Source organism: Nocardioides epinepheli (genome assembly GCF_037936805.1).
Taxonomy (GTDB): Bacteria; Actinomycetota; Actinomycetes; order Propionibacteriales; family Nocardioidaceae; genus Nocardioides.
Genome location: NZ_JBBMMC010000011.1, coordinates 153,316 through 177,868 on the forward strand (window position 1 = coordinate 153,316; position 24,553 = coordinate 177,868).

At 74.0% G+C, this 24,553-nt stretch carries 4 protein-coding genes; all 4 read left to right on the forward strand.

Features of this window, described 5'->3' with window-relative positions; translation table 11 throughout:
- Positions 1-54 precede the first annotated feature (54 nt).
- Genes WMR31_RS15800 through WMR31_RS15815 form a run of 4 tightly spaced genes read left to right on the forward strand, consistent with a single transcriptional unit; the run spans position 55 to position 24,530 of the window.
- Positions 55-5,502: an SDR family NAD(P)-dependent oxidoreductase gene (locus tag WMR31_RS15800; protein WP_340539824.1), complete on the forward strand. Its 5,448-nt coding sequence runs from the start codon at positions 55-57 to the stop codon at positions 5,500-5,502.
- Between the two features lie 31 nt (positions 5,503-5,533).
- Positions 5,534-11,131 carry a type I polyketide synthase gene (locus WMR31_RS15805; protein WP_340539825.1) on the forward strand — a complete coding sequence of 1,866 codons (5,598 nt, stop codon included), beginning with the start codon at positions 5,534-5,536 and terminating at the stop codon, positions 11,129-11,131.
- Positions 11,131-15,750, forward strand: a complete 4,620-nt coding sequence (locus tag WMR31_RS15810) for a type I polyketide synthase (RefSeq protein ID WP_340539826.1) — start codon at positions 11,131-11,133, stop codon at positions 15,748-15,750. Before WMR31_RS15805 ends, WMR31_RS15810 begins: the two co-directional genes overlap by 1 nt.
- Positions 15,747-24,530, forward strand: a complete 8,784-nt coding sequence (locus WMR31_RS15815) for an SDR family NAD(P)-dependent oxidoreductase (protein WP_340539827.1) — start codon at positions 15,747-15,749, stop codon at positions 24,528-24,530. The genes WMR31_RS15810 and WMR31_RS15815 overlap by 4 nt, the downstream gene beginning before the upstream one ends.
- The last annotated feature ends 23 nt before the right edge of the window (positions 24,531-24,553 follow it).

Genomic DNA, 24,553 nt, shown 5'->3' on the forward strand with positions numbered 1-24,553 from the left:
CTCGCGGACCGGCCACCGCACCCACCCGACACGACGACCTGAGGAGGGAGGACCATGACGACCGAGGAGAAGCTGCGCGACTACCTGCGACGCGTCACGCTCGACCTGGCCGAGGCACGACGCCGCCTGGCCGCCGGCGAGGGCCACCGACGTCCGGAGCCGATCGCCATCATCGGGATGGCCTGCCGCTTCCCCGGCGGCGTCACCAGTCCCGAGGACCTCTGGGAGGTCGTCTCGACCGGAACCGACGCGACAGGTGACTTCCCCACCGACCGAGGCTGGGACGTCGAGCGCCGCTACGACCCCGACGGCGCCACCCCCGGAACGTTCTCGGTGCGCCGCGGGGGTTTCCTCCACGATCTCGCCGACTTCGACGCCGACTTCTTCGAGATGAGCCCCCGCTCCGCCCTGGCGACCGACCCGCAGCACCGGCTGTTCCTCGAGACGTGCTGGGAGTCGTTCGAGCGAGCCGGCGTCGACGGCACTGCCCTGGGCGGCAGCGACACCGGCGTGTTCGCGGCCACCATGTACAACGACTACGCGCAGCGGTTCATCGGCTGCCACCCCGAGGCCCTCGAGGGCACCCTGCTCACCTCGAACGCCGCGAGCGTCCTCGCCGGGCGGGTGTCCTACACCTTCGGGCTCGAGGGTCCTGCGATGACCATCGACACGGCATGCTCGTCCTCGCTCGTCACGCTCCACCTCGCTGTGCGCTCGCTGCGCCACGGCGAGTGCTCCTTGGCGCTGGCGGGCGGCGTGACCACGATCGCCACCCCGGACAGCTACGTCGAGTTCAGCCGCCAGGGAGCACTGTCCCCGGACGGACGCTGTCGCGCCTTCGCCGAGGACGCCGCAGGCGCCGCCTGGTCCGAAGGCGTAGGCACCCTGCTGCTCGAGCGCCTCGCCGACGCCCGGCGCCTGGGGCACCCCGTGCTCGCGGTGGTGCGCGGCTCGGCCGTCAACCAGGACGGTCGCAGCATCGGGATGGCGGCGCCCAACGGTCCCGCGCAGGAACGGGTGATCCGCGCCGCCCTCGCCGACGCCCGACTCGACCCCCGCGACATCGACCTCGTCGAGGCGCACGGCACGGGCACCCGGATCGGAGACCCGATCGAGGCCCAGGCGCTGCTCGCCACCTACGGTCGACGCCCCGCCGACGAGCCGGTCCACGTCGGATCGGTGAAGTCGAACCTGGGGCACACCCAGGCGGCCGCGGGAGTCGCCGGGGTCATCAAGGCGGTCATGGCGCTGCGCCACGCGACCATGCCCGCGACCCTCCACGTCACCCGCCCGTCCCCCCAGGTGGACTGGGCGGCGCACCCTGTCTCGCTCCTGCGCGACCACCAGCCCTGGCCCGACCGCGGCCGGCCCCGGCGTGCCGCCGTGTCCTCGTTCGGCATCAGCGGCACCAACGCCCACGTGGTGCTGGAAGAGGCTCCTGCGGCGGCCCAGTCGGCGACCCCGCCCCGCGCACCGCTCCCGACGGCGTTCGCGCTCCCGGTGAGCGCGCGCACGCACGCGGCGCTCCCCGCCCAGGCGGCGCGACTGCACCGGATGCTGGTCGACGACGCGACGCTCGCACCCGCCGACGTGGCACGGGCCCTCGCCACCGGCCGGGCCCACCACCGACACCGCGCCGTCGTCCACGGCGCCGACCGGGACGACGTGCTGTCCCGGCTCGATGCTCTGGCCCAGGACGCCTCGTCTCCCGGGGTGACCCGCGGGCAGGTCGCCGCCCCGATGAGCGTCGCGTTCCTGTTCGGGGGCCAGGGGGCTCAGCGCCTGGGCATGGGCCGCGAACTCCACCGCGACCATCCACCGTTCGCCGCGGCGTTCGACGAGGTCTGTGCCGCGCTCGACGCGCACCTCGACCGACCGCTCGAGCAGGTGATGTGGGCCGACCCCGAGGGTCCCGACGCCGGCCTCCTCGACCAGACCGGGTGGACGCAGCCGGCCCTGTTCGCCTTCGAGGTGGCGCTCTTCCGGCTGCTCGCCGCCCACGGCGTCACGCCCCACGCGGTCGCGGGGCACTCCGTCGGAGAGCTTGCGGCGGCCCACGTGGCCGGAGTGCTCTCGCTGGACGACGCCGCACGCCTGGTGGCCGCACGTGGACGTCTCATGCAGGCCCTCCCACCGGGGGGCGCGATGTACGCCGTCGCGGCGGCCGAGGCGGAGGTCCGCACCGACCTCGCGGGTCTCGGCGAAGCGGTCGCGATCGCCGCGGTCAACGGACCTCGCGCGGTGACGGTCTCGGGAGCCGACGCCGAGCTCGCCACGCTCGTGCAGCGCTGGCGCGACCAGGGGCTACGGGTCCGGCGGTTGCCGGTGAGCCACGCGTTCCACTCCCCCCTGATGCAGCCGATGCTCGCGGAATTCCGCGCCGTCGTCTCCACCGTCCACCTCGCCGAGCCCGACCTGACCTGCGTCACCGGCCAATCCTCGGGATCGAGCTGGACCGACCCCGAGTACTGGGTGGCGCACGTGGAGCGGGCCGTCCGCTTCGCCGACACGGTCGCGCTCCTGGAGGCGGCCGGGACCCGCGCCTACGTCGAGATCGGGCCCGGCGCCGCCCTCAGCCATCTGGTAGCCGACTGCCTCGAGGACCGCACCGCCTCGGCCGTGCCCACCGGACGCGACGGACACGCGGAGAGTGCCTGCTACCTCGACGCGCTCGCCCACCTTTGGGTTCGCGGAGTGCCGGTGGCGTGGGACGCGCTGTGCGGCACCGGCACCGACGTGGTGCACGACCTCCCCACCTACGCCTTCTCCCGTCGCCGGTTCTGGCTCGACAACCCCGACCCGCCCGCCGACCTCGCCGCCCACGGTCTGCGGAGTTCCGGCCAGCTGCTCGTTGGTGCCGCGATCGACCTCGACCGGGGTGGGGTCGTGCTCAGTGGGCGCGTGCGACACGACCACCCCTGGCTGCGCGACCACGTCGTCGGGGACGCGATGGTGATCCCGGCCTCGGCGGTCCTCGACATGCTGCTGGGCGCGGCCGCCCGTGTCGGGCTCGACGTCGTGCAGGAGCTGACCCTCGCGGCACCCCTCGTCGTCCCCGTCGACGGCGAGCTGCTCCTCCAGCTGGTCGTCGACGACGACGACGGAACCTCGGCCCGAGCGGCCCGGCTCTCGGCCCGCACCTGTCCCGAGGATCCGTGGACACCAGCGGCCTCGGGCACGCTCGCCGCCGCGGCGGCGGCCGAGGTCCCGCACACCGAGACGGCGTGGGCCACAGCGTGGCCGCCGGATGCGGAGCCGGTCGCCGTCGACGCCGGCTACGACGCCCTGGACGGGCGCGGGTACCACTACGGTCCAGCATTCCGAGGGGTGCGCCGGGCGTGGCGCGGCAGCGACGTCCTCTACTGCGAGATCGAGGCCCCGGGCGTGCTCGAGCAGACGTCTCGTGTTCACCCCGCTGTCGTCGACGCGGTCCTGCACGCCTCGCTGCTCGCCGACGCCGCCCGCGACGGCGCCGAGCACCACACGCTGCTGGTCCCGTTCGTCCTGCACGGCATCCGCGCCACGACCACCGATGCGCGCATGCTGCGCGTGCGGGTGAGCACCGAGGGCGACCGGCTCGGCGTCGAGGTCACCGACCCGTCGGGACGGCCCGTCCTCACCATCGAGTCGGTCACCGTGCGTGAACTCTCCGCCAGGGCCCTGGGCGGGCCGCGCTCGGCCTATCAGCTCACCTGGACCCCGGCGAGCGCCGAGGCGGGCCCTGACCGGCGCCCCCCGCTGGTCGTCGACATCGCACCCGTGGCGTCCGGGGAGGATGTCCCGCGCGGTGTCCGCCTCGCACTCGCAGATGCTCTCGACGTCGTCCGCCCGTGGGTTGCCCGCTCTCCCGACGACCTCCTCGTGATCCGCACCCGCGGCGCCACCGGGCCCGGCGCCACCGACCCCTGCGCCGCAGCCGTGGCGGGTCTGGTGCGCGCCGCCCAGGCCGAGCTCCCGGGCCGACTGGTCCTCCTCGACACCGACGCCGACGCCGGCGGCACCGAGCCCGACCTGACCGATTGGGCACGCGTCCGGTCCGCGGCCGCATCAGGCGAGACCGAGATCGCGATCCGCGGCCGCGACCTGCTCGTGCCCCGGATCGTCGCGGTCAGCCGCACCGAGGGCCCTCTCGACACCACCCCGCCCCTGCGCCACGGCACCGTCCTGGTCACCGGCGGCACCGCCGGGCTCGGCTCGGTCGTCGCCGAGCACCTCGCGACGCGCCCCGGCGTGGACCGGTTGCTCCTGGTCTCCCGCACCGGACCGACGGCGCCGGGAGCCCAGGCCCTGGTCGCCCGGATCGAAGCGCTCGGGACCGCCGTCGACGTGGAGTCCTGCGACGTGGCCGACGCCGCGGCCCTCGAGGCCGTGCTCGGTCGCATCCGTGACGAGGCCCCGCTCATCGGGGTCGTGCACGCGGCCGGCGTGCTCGCCGACGCGAGCATCGGGCGGATCGCGCCCCACCAGGTCGAGCAGGTGATGCGGCCCAAGGTGGACGGCGCCTGGCACCTCCATCGACTCACCCGCCACCGCGACCTGTCCTTCTTCGTCCTGTTCTCCTCGATCGCAGGGCTCCTCGGCAGCCCCGGTCAGGGCACCTACGGGGCGGCCAACGCCGCGCTCGACGCTCTGGCCGCACACCGTCACCTGGCCGGCCTGCCCGCGACGTCGCTCGCGTGGGGCCGTTGGACCGGAGGCATGCTGGACGGCCTCGATCCGGCGGGGCGCGCCCGGCTCGAGCGCAGCGGCGTGGCGGCCCTGTCCGATGAGGAGGGGCTGGCCGTGCTCGACCAGGCTCTCGCGTCCGGCGCGACCCGTCTCGTCGGCGCGGCCTGGCGCCCCGACGCTCTGCGCCGTCACGCCCGCGGCGCACTCCCCAGCGCGCTCCGGGGCCTGGTCCCGCAGGCGCGATCAGCGCCGGCCGATCACCACCCCGGGCACGAGGGGCAGCACGGGCACGACGGGCAGGGCCACGAGCACTCACTACGCATCGAAGTCCTGCCGGGAACCGCGCCGGAGGCGGCGCGTCGCGCCATCGCCCAGACGGTGCGCGGCGTGGTGGCCGAGGTCCTCGACCACCGTGACGTGGAGGCGGTGGAGACGACGCGCGCGTTCAGCGAGATGGGCTTCGACTCGATCACCGCCGTCGAGCTGCGCAACCGGCTGGACACGCTCAGCGGTCTGCGACTGCCCGCCACCCTCGCCTTCGACCACCCGACCATCGACGCCCTGGCCGCCTTCCTCCACGAGACCCTCGCGCGCGAGTCGGCGGGTCTCGACGACGGCGCGCCGTCGGCTCCCGAGGCCGCGCTGCGAGCCGCCCTCGCCCGGCTCGAGCACTTGGACGACGTGGAGCGCGTCCGCCTGGTCGCGGTCGCCAGGGACGCACTGACCAGGCTCGTGCCCAGCCGGGGCGCGACCACCGAACCACCGGCGGGGATCTCCACCGAGGAGGCCCACCAGGCCTCCGACGAGGAGATCTTCGCCCTCCTCGACAGCTGACCCGCTAACCGACGCGACCGGAAGGACGGCCATGGCCACCGAAGACGAGCTCCGCAGCTACCTCAAGCGCGCCACCATGGACCTCGCCGAGACCCGGCACCGGCTCGCCGCGTCCGAGGAGCGGGCCGCCCGCGCCCAGGACACCCTGCACGAGCCGATCGCCATCGTGGCGATGGCGTGCCGGGCACCCGGTGGGGTCGAGGACCCGGACGGTCTGTGGGACCTGGTCTCGCAGCAGCGCGACGTGATCGACGAGTTCCCCGCCGACCGCGGCTGGAGCACCGACCTCTACGACCCCGACCCGGATGCCCACAACAAGACCTACACGACCAGAGGTGGCTTCCTCGACGGCGCCGCGGACTTCGACGCCGCGATGTTCGGGCTGTCCCCACGGGCCGCGCTGGCCGCCGATCCGGCCCACCGGGTCCTGCTGGAGACCACGTGGGAGGTGATCGAGCGGTCCGGGCTCTCGCCGGCCGACCTGCGCAACACCCGCACCGGCGTGTTCGTCGGCTGCATGTACAACTACTACGCCGCGCGGTTCCTCACCGACATCCCCGAGAGCGTCGAGGGCAACCTGCAGACCTCGGGTGCACAGAGCATGCTGTCTGGCCGGATGTCGTACACCTTCGGCCTCGAGGGACCCTCGATCACCATCGACACCGCGTGCTCGACCTCGCTGGTCGCGATCCATCTCGCCGCACAGTCCTTGCGGCGCAACGAGTGCTCCCTGGCCCTGGCCGGCGGCTCGACCGTGATCGCAGACCCGGTGATCTTCGCGGAGTTCTCGAGGTTGCGGGCGCTGGCACCCGACGGCCGGTGCAAGGCCTTCGGCGCCGATGCCGACGGCACCAGCTGGGCGGAGGGCGCCGGCCTCCTCATGCTCGAGCGCTACAGCGACGCCGTGCGCAACGGGCGACGCATCCACGCGCTGATCCGCGGCAGCGCCACCAACCAGGACGGACGCAGCAACGGGCAGACCGCGCCCAACGGGCCCGCGCAGGAGCGGGTGATCCGGCAGGCGCTGGCCGACGCCCGGCTCGACGTCGGCGACGTCGACGCGGTGGAGGCGCACGGAACCGGGACCCAGCTCGGAGACCCCATCGAGGCGAACGCCCTGTTGGCGACCTACGGGCAGCACCGTTCGGGCGAACCCCTCCAGCTGGGGTCGCTGAAGTCCAACATGGGTCACTCCCAGGCCGCTGCGGGGGTCCTCGGCGTCATCAAGATGGTCGAGGCGATGCGGCGCGGCATCCTGCCGCCGAGCCTGCACGCCGACGAGCTCTCGCCGCATGTCGACTGGGACAGCGGACAGGTCGAGGTCGTGCGCACCGCACGTCCGTGGCCTGTGACGTCCCACCCCCGACGGGCGGCCGTCTCGAGCTTCGGGGTCAGCGGCAGCAACGGCCACGTCATCATCGAGGCACCCGCGCAGGACGCGGCCGACACCGGCGATGCCACTGCGGCGCCGGACCAGGATCAGGTCCTGGTGTGGGCGTTCTCCGCCCGGACCTCGACCTCGCTGCAGCGTTTCGCCGGCCGACTGCGCGTCTTCGTCGAGTCGTCTCACTCGCACGCCGACCTGGTCGAGGCCGGACGGTGGCTCGCGCGGCGCACCACCTTCGACACCCGCGCCGTCGTCACCGCCACCGACCGCGACGAACTGCTCGCCGCCCTGGCCGCGATCGAGCTCGGTCACCGGCACCCGGCCGCTGCGGTCGGCACCGCCGCCGACGGCGACGTCGAGACGGTGCTGGTCTTCCCGGGCCAGGGCACCCAGTGGACCGGCATGGCGGCGCGGCTGCTCGAGGAGTCGCCGGTCTTCGCGGCCCGGCTCGCGCAGTGCGACGAGGCACTCGCCCCGCACCTGGACTGGTCGGTCGCGGGCCTGCTGCGCCAGGCCCCTGGCACACCGGTCCTCGACGGGCCGGATGTGATCCAGCCGGCCCTGTGGGCGGTGATGGTCTCGCTGGCCGAGCTCTGGCGCTCGGTCGGGGTCGATCCCACCGCCGTCATCGGACACTCCCAGGGCGAGATCGCCGCAGCGTGCGTCAGCGGCGCGATCACCCTGGAAGACGCTGCCCGCATCGTGGCCCTGCGGAGTCGTCACCTCACCTCGCTGTCGGGCAGCGGCGGCATGCTTGCGGTCTCCCTGCCCACTTCCGTGGTCGCGCAGCGTCTCGTCGGAGACCTGTGGATCGCCGTGCACAGCGCTCCCGGCTCCACGGTGGTCGCCGGGAGCCCCGAGGCCCTCGACGCGTTCGTCGAGGCCTGCGGCCCCGAGGTGCGCACTCGACGCATCGACGTCGACTACGCCTCCCACGGTCCGCACGTCGCCGCGTTGAGGCCGATCCTGACGACGGTGCTCGAGGGGATCTCAGCGCGCAGCACCACCGTCCGCTACGCCTCGGCGTCCGAGGGCGCACTGATCGACGCGAGTCGGCTCTCCAGCGAGTACTGGTACGACAATCTGCGCAACCCGGTGCAGTTCGAGCAGGCGGTCCGGGCCCTGGCCGGCCCGCGGCGCACGGTGTTCGTGGAGTGCAGCCCCCACCCCGTCCTGGGGGGCAACCTGCGCGACATCGCCCACGACGCGGAGATGGCGGCCGAGGTGTGCGGCACGCTGCGTCGCGACGAAGGCGACTGGCTCCAGTTCCTACGCAGCGCCGCCCTCGCGCACACCGCAGGGGCGTCGGTGGCCTGGGCTGGGATCGTGGGCGACCCGACGGGTCCGCCCCCCGACCTCCCGACCTACGCCTTCGACCGCGAGCGGTACTGGCTCCTGGACCGTCCCGGGTCGGTCTCCGGAATCGCGGGCATGGAACAGGCCGCCCACCCGCTGCTCACCGCGCGCGTCGACTGCGCCGACGGACGGGCGGTGTGGACCGGCCGGCTCGCGACCCAGACCAGCCCGTGGCTCGCCGACCACGCGGTCGGCTCTCAGGTGCTGTTCCCAGGTGTGGGCCTGGCCGAGCTGCTCGTGGCTGTCGGCACGGACGTCGGCTGTGCCGCGCTCGACGAGCTGGTGCTGCAGCGTCCACTGAGCCTCGGTCCCGATGGGCTCGACCTGCAGGTCACGTTCGAGCCGTCCGAGGATGCCGCGCCCCGCCGCGCCACGGTGCACATGCGAGACGACGACGCGTGGGTGCTCGCGGCGTCGGGCACCCTGTCGCCCGCCGTGGCGACGAACGGCCGTGCGGCCCTCGCCCCGTGGGCCGAGGCGTGGCCACCGACCGGCCCGGGTGTGCGACAGATCGACCCCGCCACCCGCTATGCCGACCTCGCCGACCTCGGCTATCACTACGGCGCGGCCTTCCGGGGCGTCCAGGCCTTGTGGGTCGACGGCACCACCCTGTTCGCCGAGGTGGCCCTGGCAGCCGAGCCCGACGACTTCGTGCTGCATCCAGCCCTGCTGGACGCCGTCCTCCACCCGATCCTGCTCGCCGGGCGCGAGGACGGCGACCAGGAGCTGCGCCTTCCCTTCACCTTCGGTGGGGTCACCGTCCACGCCCAAGGAGCCACCGGACTCCGGGTCCGGATCACGGTGGACGAGGGCCGAGACGAGGGAGCGGGCGCGGACGGGGACGAGAGCTACCGAATCGAGGCCGCCGACGCCCGCGGTCACCGGGTCGTGAGCATCGACTCGCTCCGGGCGCGACGATTCGCCGGCGCCGACCTCGGCGCCGCCGCACCGTCCGTGCTGCACGAGCTGGCCTGGCGCCCAGCGCCGTCCCCCTCCCCTTCGTCGGCCACAGTGACGATGGTGGTGGTCGACGGCTCGCCCACCGGAGCGGGGAGCGCCTCCTCGGCCACCGCCGATCACGCCCACTACGCATCGCTGTCCGAGGTGCCGGCCGAGGCACAGCTCGTGCTGGCCACACTGCCGGAGACGTCCGGAGCGCCGTTCGAGCAGGCCCACGCCGCCGCACACTGGGCCCTCACCACGGCCCAGGAGTGGCTGGGACTTGCGCATCCGGGCACACTCGTCGTGCAGACCCACGCGGCTCTCGGCGCTGGCGCCGTCAACCCGTCTTCAGCGGTCGTGTGGGGGCTGCTGCGTAGCGCGCAGTCGGAGAACCCGCGCTCGTTCGCGCTCCTCGACCACGATGGGAGCGATGTCGACTGGTCGATGATCGCAAGCCACATCGGCGATGGCCGTGACCAGCTGCACGTCCGCGACGGCGTCGTGCACGAGCCCGAGCTGGCGAGGGTCCCGGCCGGGCAGGAGGAGACCGGCCCGACGCCCCCGTCGGCCGTGGTCCTCGATGCGCACGGCACCGTTCTGATCACCGGCGGCACCGGTGGCCTCGGCGCCCACGTGGCGCGCCACCTGGTCGCCCGGCACGGTGCACGGCATCTGCTCCTGGTCTCGCGCCGCGGTCCGGAGGCCCCCGGGGTGGACGTCCTGGTCGACGATCTGACCGAGGCCGGCGCCGAGGTCCGGGTTGCCGCCTGCGACGTGGGCGACGCCGACCAGCTGCAGGAGCTCCTGGCCCAGGTGGCCGCGGACCATCCCCTCACCGCCGTCGTGCACGCGGCCGGCGTCCTCGACGACGCCACCGTCCAGCGCCTGGCTCCCGAGCAACTGGACACGGTTCTCGCGGCAAAGCTGAGCGCCGGGTGGCACCTCCACACGCACACCCGCGGGGCCGACCTCCGCTCGTTCGTCCTCTTCTCCTCGATGGCCGGGGTGACGGGCAACCCAGGTCAGGGCAACTACGCGGGCGCCAACGCCGGTCTCGACGCGCTGGCCTCGCATCGCCACGACCTCGGGCTGCCCGCGACGTCGGTGGCCTGGGGGCTGTGGGCGGCGGAGACCGGTCTGACCGAGGGACTCACCGGCACCGACACCGCCCGGCTCGAACGGGCTGGTGTCCGCGCCATGAGCACCGAGCAGGGCCTGGCGCTGCTGGACGCCGCGCTCGCGAGTGGACGGGCGAGCGTGGTCGGCGCCTCGTTCCACACCGCGGGGATCCGGGCGGGCCTGGCCGCGGGGACCACTCACCGGCTGCTTGCTCCGTTGGCCGGCACCGGCTCCAGCCTTCCCCGCGCCGCCGGCGCCTCTGACGCCGGCGCGCAGACCGACCTCGCCGATCGGCTGCGCGGGCTCTCCCCGCAGGAGAGCCAGGACGTCGTCGCCGGGCTGGTCTGCGAGCTCATCGCCGCCACGCTCGCCCACGCCTCGCCCACGAGCATCGAGCGGAACCGGGCGTTCAGCGAGATGGGATTCGACTCGCTGACCGCCGTCGAGCTGCGCAACCGGCTCGACGCGGCCACCGGGCTCCGGCTCGCCGTGACGACCGTGTTCGACCATCCGACGGTCGAGCGTCTCAGCGCGCACCTGGTCGCCCAGGTGGCTCCGGCCGAGGTCGAACCCGAGGACCTGATCCGAGCCGCGCTGGAGGCCCTCGAAGCGCAGGTGCTCGCGGCGGATCCCCAGCTTCGTGCCCGCGCCGAGCTCGCCGTCCGCAGCACCCTGGAGCGGATCTCCTGGTCGACCGCCGACGGCGGGGCGACCGAGCACGTCGAGCCTTCGAACGACGACACCGAAGCGCTGCGAGCAGACGCGTCCGACGAGGAGCTGTTCGCCTTCATCGAGGAGCAGATCGCCGGCGGGGGGAACGGCTGATGGCCACCGAGCAGGAGCTGCGCGACTACCTGCGCCGCGCCGCGGTCGACCTCACCGAGAGCCGCCGCCGCGTGGCTGAGCTCGAGGCAGCACGGCACGAGCCCGTCGCCGTCGTGGGCATGGCGTGCCGGCTCCCCGGCGGGGCGGACTCGCCGGCCGCCTTCTGGGACCTCCTGCAGCGCGGTGGCAGCGGGACCGGCGCGGTGCCGCACGAGCGCTTCGACATCAGTGAGCACTACGACCCCGACCGCACGGCCGGACGCGTCTACACCGACCAGGGCGCCTTCCTCGACGACATCGCCGGCTGGGACGCCGACCTGTTCGGCGTGCCGCCGGCGGAGGCCCTGCGCATGGACCCCCATCAACGGCTGCTGATGGAGCTGACGTGGGAGACCCTCGAGGACGCCGGCATCCCGGCCGGCTCGATCGCCGGCCGGCGCGTCGCAGTCCTGATCGGGTCGATGGACAGCACCCAGTACGGGCGACTCCAATACACGCTGCAGGGCGAGCAGGTCGCGCACGAGCCGTACTTCGGCCAGGGGGCGGCCAGCAACATGACAGCAGGACGGCTGGCCTACCACTTCGACCTGCGCGGGCCGGCCGTCACCATGGACTCGGCCTGCTCGTCGTCCCTCGTGGGTGTCCACCAGGGCATCACCTCCCTGCGCCGGGGCGAATGCGACCTGGCGCTGGCCGGCGGCGCCAGCCTCGTGCTCACCCCCGACGTCTTCGTCCAGGCCTGCGCGACCTCGCAGCTGTCGCCCGCCGGCGCCTGTCACACCTTCGACGCCTCCGCCGACGGCTACCTCATGGGCGAGGGCGGAGGCCTGGTCCTCCTCGAGCGGCTCTCGGACGCCGTCGCCCACGGACGGCGGATCCACGGCGTGCTCCGCGGCTCGGCGGTAAACCAGGACGGGCACAGCAACGGCCTGACCGCACCGCGCCGCGGGGCGCAGGTCGAGGTGATCCGCGACGCCCTCGACGACGCCGGCCTGGTCCCGGGGGACATCGACCTGGTCGAGGCGCACGGCTCGGCCACGAGTCTCGGCGACGCCATCGAGCTGGGCGCACTGCACGACGTCTTCGGGCACGGGCCGCGCCGCGCGCCGCTGCACGTGGGCGCGGTGAAGACCAACATCGGCCATACCCAGGCCGCGGCCGGCATCGCGGGACTGATCAAGACGCTGCTGTCGCTGCAGCACCGCCGGATGCCGGTCAACCTCCACTTCTCCGAGCCGGCGCAGGCGCTGCCCGCCGACGGCTCCCTCGACCCGGTGGTGCGCCCGACCGAACTCGGTGACGACGCCGTTCGCGCAGGCGTGAGCAGCTTCGGGTGGTCGGGCACCAACGCCCACGTCGTCGTCGAGACCGCGCCGGCCGCACCGCCGGCCGTACGATCGGCCGCCGCCGACTCCATGCGGCCGGAGCACCTCGTGCCGCTGTCGGCGGCCCACCCGGACTCGCTGGCCGACCACGTCTCCGCGTTGCACGCGTGGGCGGGCGCCAACGGCGACGTGATCCTCGACGACGCGGCCCACACCCTGGCCCGGCTCCGCACCCACCACGGCTACCGCCGCGCCGTCGTGGCCCGGGCGGGCACCGACGACTCCCCTCTCGGCGGGCTGCGGGACGCCCTGGGAGCCGAGCACCGCATGCACCGGGTGCACGCCAGCCCTCGCGTCGCGTTCCTCTTCCAGGGCACCGGCGACCAGTACGTCGGGTTGGGGCGCGACCTCTACGGCACCGAGCCGGGTTTCGCCGCCGCGGTCGAGGAGTGCCTCGCGCTTCTGGTCGCCCGCTGCGACCTCGACCTGCGGCACCTCCTGCTGGAGCGCGAACCGACCCGCCGCTCGGACTCGTTGGTGCCGGCGAGCGACGATCTCCTCGACGACCCCGCCCTGGCCCATCCGATCGCGTTCGTCGTCGAGTACGCGCTCGCGACCACGCTCCTGGCCGCCGGAGTCCGTCCCCAGATGCTGGTGGGCTACAGCCTCGGGGAGTACATCGCGGCCACCGTCGCCGGGGTCTTCGACCTCGGCGACGCCCTGGAGATCGTGGTCGAGCGCGCCAGGCTCATCGGCACCGCCGAGCCCGGCGCCATGCTCGCGGTCGCCGCCGGGAGCGACGCCGTCCACGCCGCCATCACCTCGTGCGGGGCCGCGGTCGAGGTGGCCGCGGTCAACGGGCCGGCGCTGACCATCGCCAGCGGCACCCCCAGCGGGGTCGAGCAGCTCGCCGAGCTGCTCGTCGAGCTGCGGCTCCCCCACCGCCGCGTACGCACGAGCGCGGCATTCCACTCCTCGCTGCTCGCCCCGGTGCGCGACAAGCTGGCGGCACTGCTCGACCGATTCCCGCGGCGTCCTCCCACGATCCGGGTCGTCAGCAACACCACGGGGCGGCCGCTCACGGCGAGCGAGGCGACCAGCAGCGCCTACTGGGCCGACCACCTCGTCGAGCCCGTTCGACTCGCCGACGCGCTCTCACACTGCCTCGCCGAGGGAGTCGACATCGTCGTCGAGATCGGTGCCGGCCAGAGTTTGGGGACCGTGGTGCAGCAGGACCCCAACGCTGCCCACGTCTGCGTCGTCCCGACCCTCGCCGGCCGCGACGCCGGCACCCAGCTCGGCGGTGAGCGCCGCCAGCTGCTCACCTGCCTCGGACGGTTGTGGGAGTGCGGTGTCGACCTCGACTGGGAGGCCCTCGCTCCCACCGGGACGCTCGTGGGGGTACCGGGCTACGCCTACCGGCGCACCCGGTACTGGCCGGAGACGACCCGACGGGCCGAGCCCGCCGCGGCCGAGCCCGTGCTCGATGCTCCGCCCGCCGACCTCTGTTACACCGGCACCTGGCGGCGTGACCCCGCCGTCAGCCCCGGCCAGCCCGGCCTCGCCGGTCCCCTGCTCGTGATCACCGGCACCGCAACGCACCCGTTGGCGTCGGAGCTCGTCGCGCACGCGAGGGCAGCCGGCGTCCAGGCCCGAGTGGTCGACGCCGATGCCGACGACCTGACCGCGGGTCTCACCACCGACGCCGACCACCCGGTGCACGCAGTCGTGCTCAGCGGTGTGGCCGAGGCCGACGCCCAGCACGCGGGCCTCAGCAGTCGGGCCTACCTCTCGCTCCTGCGCCTGCTCCAGCAGGCAGGTGACCACCCGGGCGGGCTGCGCCTGGTCACTGTCAGCAAGGGTGGCGCCGAGGTGGTCGGCGGCGACCTCGTCGCACCGTTCTCCACGTCCGTCCACGGCCTGGGCCGTGCGGCACGCCACGAGCTCGGACCCCTCACCTGGCACGGAGTCGACCTCGACCCGCGCGGCACCGACGACGAGGCGGCCCGACTCTGGCACGAGGTCGGCAGCTCGGCCGCCGGCACCGTCGAGCCCGGCGTGGTGGCCTGGCGGGGCGGACGACGGTGGCTGCCCGACCACGCCCCGGTGCCGACGTCCCCAGGACCGGGGCCGTGGCGGCACGACGGCCACTACCTGATCACCGGTGGGTCGCGCGGCCTGGGCCGGGCACTGGCGGACCACCTGGTCGCCGCCGGCGTACGCCGCCTCACGCTGGTCAGCCGATCCGCCTCGGCCACCGACGTCACCGCACTGGAGAACGCAGGTGTGGAGGTGCTGCTGCTCGACGCCGACACCGCCCGTCCCGACCAGCTGGGTCGCGCGCTGGCCACAGCGCGCCGGCGGCTGGGCCCGCTCACCGGAGTCGTGCACGCGGCCGGCGTGCCCGCCAGCGGCATGGTGCAACGCCAGCGGCCCGAGACGGTCGAGGCCGTCCTCGGCACCAAGCTCGGGGCGCTGGCACCCCTCGGCGACCTCGTTGCCGGGTCCGAGCCGCCGGAGCTCGTCGTGCTCTACTCCTCCGCGCTGACCAGCCTCGGGGGTATCGGCGAGGCCGACTACTGCGCCGCCAACACCGTGCTCGACGCCTACGCCCAGCACCTCGACGCCACCTCGGACGCCACCCACGTCGTCTCGGTGGCATGGGGTCCCTGGCTCCACGACGTCTGGCAGACCCCCGACGACGCCACGGAGGCTGGTCCCGGCAACGAGCTGGCCCGGCGGGCCGGCGACTATCGCAGACGCTTCGGCTTCGGCGACGACGCCGGCTGCCGCTTCCTCGACGCGCTCCTGGCCACGGGGCTCCCGCACGTGGTCGCCGTGCGCCAACCCCTGGAGGTGGCCGCGGCGCAGTGGGCCGACGTCCTCGACCTCGCCGCGCTCACCGCCGCCGCGACGACCGCGCCGACCGGGCCGCGCCATCCGCGGCCGGACCTGCGGGTGGCCTATGCAGCCCCCCGCACCGAGCTCGAGGGCGTGATCGCCGAAGTCTGGCAACGCTTCTTGGGCCTGGACCGCGTCGGCGTCGACGACCCGTTCTTCGACTTGGGCGGCAACTCCCTGGTCGGCATGTCGGCGCTGCTCGACCTGGGCCATCGACTGGGCCGGACCATCGCACCAGCACTCCTGTTCGCCCACCCGACCGTGGCCCAGCTCGCCGCCGCGCTGGAACCACCCGACCTCGCCACCCGTCCCGCTCCCGCAGCATCCGACGTCGGCGAGCGCGGACGTCGCCGTCGCCGCGCCCGCCAGACGCGCAAGGAGTTCCCCTCGTGACCACATCTGCCTCCGACCTGAGCCCAGGAGTGACCCCGGATCCGGCTTTCGAGCACGGAGTCGACCCTGACGCCGCGAGCCCGGGCGACATCGCCGTCATCGGCATGTCCGGGCGGTTCCCGGGATCACCCGACATCGGCCGGCTGTGGACCAACCTGCGGGCCGGGCACTCGGGAATCACCCACTTCAGCGACGACGAGCTCCGCGCAGCCGGTGTCAGCGACGAGACGCTCGCCGACCCCGCCTACGTGCGGGCCGGCGCGGTCATCGACGGTGTCGAGGACTTCGATGCCGGCTTCTTCGGGGTGAGCCCGCGCGAGGCCCAGGTGCTCGATCCCCAGCAGCGCCTGTTCCTCGAGCACAGTTGGCACGCACTGGAGGACGCCGGCTGCGACCCGGGCCGCGTCGACGGGACCGTCGGCGTCTTCTGTGGTGCCGCCTGGAGCTCCTACCTCCAGCACCAGCTGATGGGCAGCGACGTCGCCCGCTCGCTCGGCGAGCTGGCCGTCGGCCTGGCCAACGACAAGGACTCCCTCGCGACCCGGGTGGCCCACAGCCTGGGCCTCACGGGGCCGGCGTACTCGGTGCAGAGCTACTGCTCCACGTCGTTGGTCTCGGTGTGCGCGGCCGCGAGCAGCCTGGCCGGCCTGGAGTGCGACGTCGCCCTGGCGGGAGGCGTCGCGGTCACCGTGCCGCACCGCGTCGGCTACCTCTACCAGCCCGGAGGCATCGCTCCACCGGACGGCGAGTGCCGTGCCTTCGACGCCGCCGGCCTGGGGGCTCCGCTGGGCAGCGGGGTCGGAGTCGTGGTCCTCGCCCGGCTGGAGGACGCGCTCGCCCAGGGGCACCGCATCTACGCCGTCATCCGCGGCTGGGCCGTGAACAACGACGGCGGCGACAAGGTCGGCTTCACCGCGCCGGGTCTGCGTGGCCAGTCGGCGGTGATCGCCGAGGCCCTCGCGACCGCCGACCTGTCGCCCGACGACATCGACTACATCGAGGCCCACGGCACCGGAACCGCCCTGGGTGACGCCGTCGAGATCGCCGCGCTGCAATCGGTGTTCGGTGGGTCGGACTGCCTGATCGGCTCGGTGAAGACGAACCTGGGTCACCTCGACCGGGCTGCCGGCGTCACGGGCCTGATCAAGGCCTGTCTCGCGATGCACCACGAGGAGATCCCGGCGACGCTGAACCTGCGCACGCCCAACCCACAGCTGTCCGCTGGGACGGCTCGACTGAACGTCGTCGACTCGCTCACCCCGTGGCCGCGCACGGCCGACCGACCGCGCCGGGCCGGCGTCAGCGCCTTCGGCATCGGCGGCACCAACGCCCATGTGGTCATCGAGGAGCCCCCGCTCGCGCCCGCGGGCGCCGAATCCGCACGACCCGAGGCACTCGTCTGGTCGGCACGGACCGGCGCGGCGGCCGACGAGCTGACCACGCTCCTCGGTGCGTCGCTCGCGGTGACCCGAAGCCCGCTCGCCGACGTCGCCCACACCCTGCAGCACGGACGCCGGCACTTCGAGCACCGACGGGCCCTGGTCACCGACTCGACCTCCGACGCCGCGAGCCTGCTCACCGAGGGCCGTTCGGTGCTGGCCGCGGCCGACCCCGTCGCGGGGCGCGGCGTCGCATTCCTCATCGCCGGCACCGGAGAGCAGTACCCGGGCATGGTGCACGACCTGTACCGCGACGAGCCCGTGTTCCGCTCGGCGATCGAGCGGTGTCGCGAGCCGTTGACCGCGCTGCTGGGCCGCGACTGCCTGGCCGAGGCGATCGGTCCACGCGGACCCGTCGCCGACGCGCTGGCCGGGTTCGCCGGCCTGGCAGCACCAGCGGCGCCCTCGACCCTCGAGCTGCAACCGGCCACGTTCGCCGTCGGGTACGCGCTGGCCGAGCTCGCCCGCGAGTCCGGCATCGAACCCGCCCTGCTCGTGGGGTACAGCGTCGGCGAGTACGTCGCCGCCTGCCTGGCCGGCGTGCTCTCGCTCGACGACGCCCTGCGGCTGGTGGCCTACCGCGCTCGGCTGATCGAGACCCGGCCGGGCGGCGTGATGCTGGCCGTCGCGGCGTCCGAGCCGTCCCTGCGACCGCTTCTGACCGAGACCGGTCTCGATGTCGCCGCGATCAACGGCCCAGACCTGACGGTCGTCGCCGGACCCGCCGAGGAGGTCGCCGCCCTGCGACGGCGTCTGGCGGCCAACTCCGTCGTGTCGCGCCCCCTCGCGACGAGCCACGCCTTCCATTCGCGGATGCTGGCTCCGGTCGGCGACGAGCTGACCGCCTGGGTCGCAGCGCACATCGAGCTGCATCCGCCCCGCGTGCCGACGGTCTCGAACGTCACCGGCCACCTCCTCACCGACGAGCAGGCCACCGACCCGGCCTACTGGACCGAGCACATGTGCTCGACGGTGCGCTTCGACGACGCCGTCGCGACGCTGGCGGCAGCCGGGGACCACGCCGTCCTCGAGCTCGGACCGGGGCGCTCGCTCGGCGCGATGGTGTGTGGTCACCGCGACGTCGAGCCGCCGCGGTGGGCCCAGGTCGTGGCGACCCTGCCCGCCGCCGCGGACCCACGCTCGGCGACGACGACCGTGACCGAGGCCCTGGCGCGCCTGTGGCTCTGTGGGGTCGAGGTCGACTGGCGTGGCCGACGCGGTGCCGCGCCGACGCGCACCGCGGACCTGCCGGGGTATCCGTTCCAGCGCGACCGGTACTGGATCGACGCGCCGACGGCGGCGCCACCGGTGTCACCACGACTGCCCGAGGCGAGCACGGCGGAGGCGACGTCCGAGGCAGGAGGCCCCGCCCGGCTGCACCGCGCCTCCTGGTCGGTCGAGGCCCCGGCGCTCGACGCCGGCGACCCCGCGACACGCGGGTTCGTCCTCGTCGGCGGCGACGAACGACTGCGCGACCGGCTGACCGAACTCCTCACCGCCGGCGGGCACCCGGTGGTCCCGCGCGCATCGGAGGCGACGACCCCGGCGCTCGCCGTCGTCGACCTCCGCTGGATCGACGGCCACGCCCCACCCCACGACGCACTCCCGCAGGTGGCGAGGCTCGTGGAGGACGAGGTGACCCGCGCCGACGGCGACGTCGCGTTCGTCCTGGTGACGCGGGGCGGACAGCGCACGGCCGACGACGAGGTGCCCGACCCCACGCAGGCCGCGCTCGGGGTGCTCCCCGTCGTCGTCGGCCACGAGTACCCGGGGTGCGTCACCCGGCTCGTCGACCTGGATCCCGCGGCCTCACCCGACGATCTGGCCCACGCCCTCGCTGCCGGCCTGACCTCCGATGCCCCCCTGGTCGCGGTGCGCGGCGGCGCGTGCCTGGTACGGAGTTTCGCGTCCGTCGCCCCGGCCGAGCCCGGCGAGCCCGGTGCTCGGGCAGTGAAGCCCGGCGGGACCTATCTGGTCACCGGCGGGCTCGGGGGCGTCGGGCCGCTCCTGGCTCGCCACCTCGTCGACAGCGGCGCCGGGCGGGTCGTGCTCACCGCCCGCTCCGTGAACCGCATCCCGCCGGCCGTGCGGGACCTGATCGATGCCGGCGCGCCCGTGGAGCCGGTGGCCGCCGACGTCACCGACCTGTCCGAGATGCGCGCCCTGATCGCATCGCTGATCGACTCCGGTCGCCTGGACGGCGTCCTCCACGCCGCGGGTGTCTCGTCCCCGGACTCCTTCCGCGCATTGCGCGACCTCGACGCGGAAGCGGTCGAACGGCACTTCGCGGCGAAGGTCCACGGAGCGGAGGTGCTCAGGACCGTCCTGGCGGAGCTCGACGTCGACCGGGCCCCGTCGTCCTGCCTGGTCTTCTCCTCCACCTCGGCCGTGCTCGGCGGACTCGGCTTCGGCAGCTACGCCGCCGCCAACGCCGCGCTGGTGGCCGTCGCCCTCGACGCCGCGGCCGCCGGCGGCCCGACGACCTGGACCGCCGCGTCATGGGACACCTGGGCGCCGACCCTCGATCTGCTCACCGACAGCCCCGTCGGCGCGACGATGCGGGCCACGTCCCTCTCGGCGGCCTCAGCGCTCGCCGCCCTCGACGCCGCCGTCACCGGATCCGAGCGCTCCGTCGTGGTCGCCGCCGCCGACCTCGACGAGCGCCTCGCCGCAGGCACCACCGCGGCACCAGGCCGCGAGGAGTCCTCGGGGGGCCGTTTCCCCCGCCCCGACCTGCCCCAGCCCTACAGCGCCCCGGTCAGCCGGCTCGAGCAGGACCTTGCCGAGGTCTGGGCCGATGTCCTCGGCATCGAACCCGTCGGCACCCGCGACAACTTCTTCGACCTCGGTGGCAACTCCCTGGTGGCCCTGCAGATGCTGACGACCGTCAAGGCGCGCTTCGGCGTGCGGATCCCCGCCGTCGACCTCTTCGAGGCACCGACGATCACCCGGCTGGCCTCGCTCGTCGCGCAGCGCCGGGACCCGGCCGAGGATCGGCATCGGGCACCGATCCGGACCGTGACGGCCCACCGGCCGATCGACCAGCCGATCGACCAGCCGATCGACCAGCCGATCGACCAGCGGATCGCCGTGATCGGCATGGCCGGACGGTTCCCGGGTGCCGGCGACGTCACGGCTTTCTGGCAGAACCTCTGCGGCGGCGTCGAGTCGATCCGCCGGTTCTCCCGCGACGAGCTGATCGCCGCCGGGGTCGCCCCCACCCTCGCCGACGACCCCGCATACGTCGCCGCCCGGCCCGTGCTCGACGACGTCGCCGGCTTCGACGCCGGCTTCTTCGGGATGAGCGCCCGGATGGCCTCGCTCACCGACCCGCAGCAGCGCCTGTTCCTCGAGGTCTGCTGGGAGGCGCTGGAACAGGCCGGTTACGCAGGTGAGGACCCCGACCGAGGCCGGGTGGGGGTCTACGGAGGAGCGAACCTGAGCAGCTACCTCCTCCAGCTGCCGCCCGAGCTGCTCGCAGGCGACGAGGTGAGCACCTTCGAGGTGATCATGGGCAACGAGAAGGACGCGCTAACCACGACGGTGTCCTATCTCCTCGGCCTCACCGGCCCCAGCGTCGCGGTGCAGACCTTCTGCTCGACCTCGCTGGTGGCCACCCACCTCGCGATGCGCAGCCTGCGCAGCGGGGAGTGCGAGATGGCCCTGGCCGGTGGCGTCTCGGTGCGCGTCCCGACCCACGTCGGCCACCTGTTCGCTCCGGGAGGCCAGGAGACCCCCGACGGACACGTCCGCACCTTCGACGCCGACGCCCGCGGCAGCATCTTCGGTGACGGGGCGGCCGTCGTGGTGCTCAAGCGCCTCGACGCGGCGCTGCGCGACGGCGACCACGTGTGGTCGGTGCTGCGCGGCTCGGCGATGAACAACGACGGCGCGCTCAAGGTCGGCTACGTCGCCCCGAGCGTCGTGGGGCAGTCCGCCGTGGTCGCCGAGGCGTTGGACGACGCCGGGATCACCGGTGACGACATCGACTACGTCGAGGCCCACGGCACCGCGACCGAGCTGGGAGACCCGATCGAGGTCGCCGCGCTGACCCGAGCATTCGGCGAGGTCGGCGAGCCGGGCCAGTGCCTCCTGGGCTCGGTCAAGACGAACATCGGTCACCTCGACCGAGCCGCGGGCGTGACCGGTCTGATCAAGACGTCGCTTGCTCTGCACCACCAGCAGATCCCGGCGACCCTGCACTACCGCCGGCCGAACCCGGAGATCGACTTCGCCGCCGGCCCCTTCCGGGTCAACACCGAGCTCACGCCGTGGCCGCGGCGCGAGGGGCGCACGCCACGAGCGGGCCTCAGCTCCCTCGGCATGGGCGGGACGAACGTGCACGTCGTGGTCGAGGAGGCACCGGCCGCCGGCGACCGGCTCGACGGCGCTCGACGCGTCCACCTCCTGCCGCTCTCGGCCAGGTCCGCCGCCGCTGCGTCCCAGTGGAGTGCCGACCTCGCGTCCCACGTGGCGACCGAGCACGCGGCCGGTCGGGACCTGCGACCCGACGACGTCGCCTGGACGCTGCAGGTCGGACGCAAGCGGTTCGAGCACCGAAGGGTGGGCGTGGGAGACGGGCTCAGTGCCGCGGCGCAGGACCTGGCAGCAGGCACGCGCGCCCGCGTCGACGGGACGCTCGGCCGCCCCGTCGCCTTCCTGCTCCCCGGCACCGTCGATCTGTCCGCGGGCGCCCTCGACGAGCTCGTCCGCCATGAGCCCGACGCCGCAGCGGCACTGCGCGAGTGCCTCGACACGGCATCCGAGGTGCTCGCCGCCCACGGCACCCGCAGCGACCTGATGGACATGCTGGCCGGGAGCGCGCCCCCGGTCTCGCACCCGTCCGGCCCCTCGCACAGTGCTGCTTCGGAGGGGCTGGTGACCACCGCCGTCACGGTCGCCGTCCAGGTGGCTCTGGGGCGGGTCCTGATCGGCTGGGGGCTCACCCCGGTGGTGATCGCCGGCCGAGGCGCCGGTGCCTCGGCGGCACGCTGCCTGCGTGGCGAGATCTCGCTGGCCGACGCGGTCCGCGACGCCTTCACCACCCCCGCCACACTCGCAACCGACGCGGCCCCGAACGTGAGTGACGGCGACGACGTCCGCGCCGTCCTCGACGAGCCGGGTGTGGCCGTCGTCGAGCTCGGCTCCGGGAGCCTGAGCGCCGCCCTCGGCGAGGGTGCCGCGTTGCACACTCGCGTGCTTCCCGAGCCGGGCGAAGCCGCCGACCGGGTCCTGACCGAGTGCCTGGGCGACCTGTGGCTCGCCGGGGTCGACGTCGACTGGCGCAGCTACCAGCGTGGGTCGCACCCGAGCGGCGCCCTCCCGCGCCGGATGCCCCTGCCGACCTACCCGTTCCAGCGTGAGCAGTACTGGATCTCCGGGGGCGATCCGACGCGCCGGGTGGAGCCTTCCGGGCTCATCGACGACGGCGAGGTCGCGGTGACCCTCGAGACGATCGCCGCGTTCCCCACGCTGCCCGAGGCCGAGTGGCTGTTCCAGCCGAGCTGGCACCAGGCCGTCCGACCGCGCCCCGAGGACGCCGCGCGCACCGCCCGCTGGCTCTTCCTGGTCGACGACGGCGTGGCGGCAGGGGTGGTCGCCGCGTTCCGCACCCGGTGCCCCGACGCACGGGTGTGCGAGGTCCGCCCCGGTACCGAGGTCGCCGTCGACGAGCACGGCGGCACGATCCGCCCCGGCTCCCTGGACGACGTCGCGACGCTGCTGCGAGCGATCGACGTCGGCGACGACGCCTCGGAGCAGCCCTGGCGCGTGGTCCATCTCTGGTCCCTGCGCAACGGCCCCGCCGAGCGCGGACCCGACAGCCGGGCATCCGGCCTCCACACCCTGGTGGCGCTGGTCCGCGCGGCCTCGGAAGCCGGTTGGACGGCGTGGCATCTCGACGTGGTCACCTCCGGAAGCCAGGCCGTGCTGCCGGGCGACGTGAGCGACCCGATGGCGGCCACGCTTCTCGGGCCATGCCGGGTCGCGCCGCTCGAGCACCCCGGCACCGTGACCCGGCTGATCGACGTCGGCCCCGACGACGACGTGTCACCGACGCTCGTCGACGAGCTGCTCGCACCCGCGGCACCCTTGGTCGCCCTCAGGCACGGCCGTCGCTGGTTGCCGCAGTACCTCCCGCTCCCCGACGTCGGCGTGGCCGACGAGCCCTTCCGCACCGGTGGGGTCTACCTCATCACCGGGGGGCTCGGCGGCATCGCGCTCAGCCTGGCCGAGCGGATGGTCCGCGACCACGAGGCCAAGGTGGTGCTGCTCAGCAGGCGCGAGACCCCCACCCGCGCCGCGTGGCCCTCGATCCTCGACGGGTGCACCGAGATCGTGGTGGGCGACGTGACGAGCCAGGCCGACGTCCGTCGGGCCGTCGACCGGGCGATCGAGCGATTCGGCGCCCTGCACGGTGTCCTGCACGCGGCCGGAGCCCCGGGAGCCGGCCTGATGCTCCTCAAGGAGCCGCAGGACGTCGAGGGCGTCTTGGCCCCCAAGGTCGCCGGCGCCGAAGCCCTCGTCGGCGCGCTCGGCATCGGCACCGCCCACGAGCTCCCGCTCGACTTCCTGGTGCTCTTCTCCTCGATCACCTCCGCGACCGGGGGCGGCCCCGGCCAGGTCGACTACTGCGCCGCGAACGCCTACCTCGACAGCCTGGCCGACGCCCTGGCGACACCGCAGCGGCACGTGCTCGCGATCGATTGGGGTGAGTGGACATGGAACGCCTGGGAGAGCGGGATGTCGGCCTACGACCCGGCGCTGCAGCAGTTCTTCCGCGACAACCGCGCCCGCATCGGCATCGACTTCGACGCCGGGTGGCGCAGTCTGCGGCGTGCGCTGGCCACCGGTGAGACCCGCGTCGTCGTGTGCTCCCAGGACTTCCCGACCATGGTGGAGCACAGCGCCCGGTTCACCCTGTCCACGGTCACCGAGCACGGCGGCGCGGACACCGGCCCGCGCCACCCGCGCCCCGACCTGGTGACGGCCTACCAGGCGCCCGAGGGCGAGACAGAGCAGGCGGTCGCCACCATCTGGGCGGAGTCGTTGCGTCTCGAACGGGTCGGCGCGCTCGACAACTTCTTCGAGCTGGGTGGCAACTCGCTGCTCGGTGTCACGATCGTGGGCCGGCTACAACGCCTCTTCACCGAGGCTGACCTGCCGCCGCACACCCTCTACGAGGCACCCACGGTGGCGGCGCTCGCCGCGAAGGTGCTCACCTCCGCCTCCGGACATCTCGCAGCGGGGCCTCCAGGTCCCCCAGACAACGTCAGCCAGGTCCGCTCGCAGTTGCGCAGATCCGGCGTTCACGCCTCGGCCTCACGGCGCCGGGGTCGGTAGCCACCACAACAAAGGAATCAGAT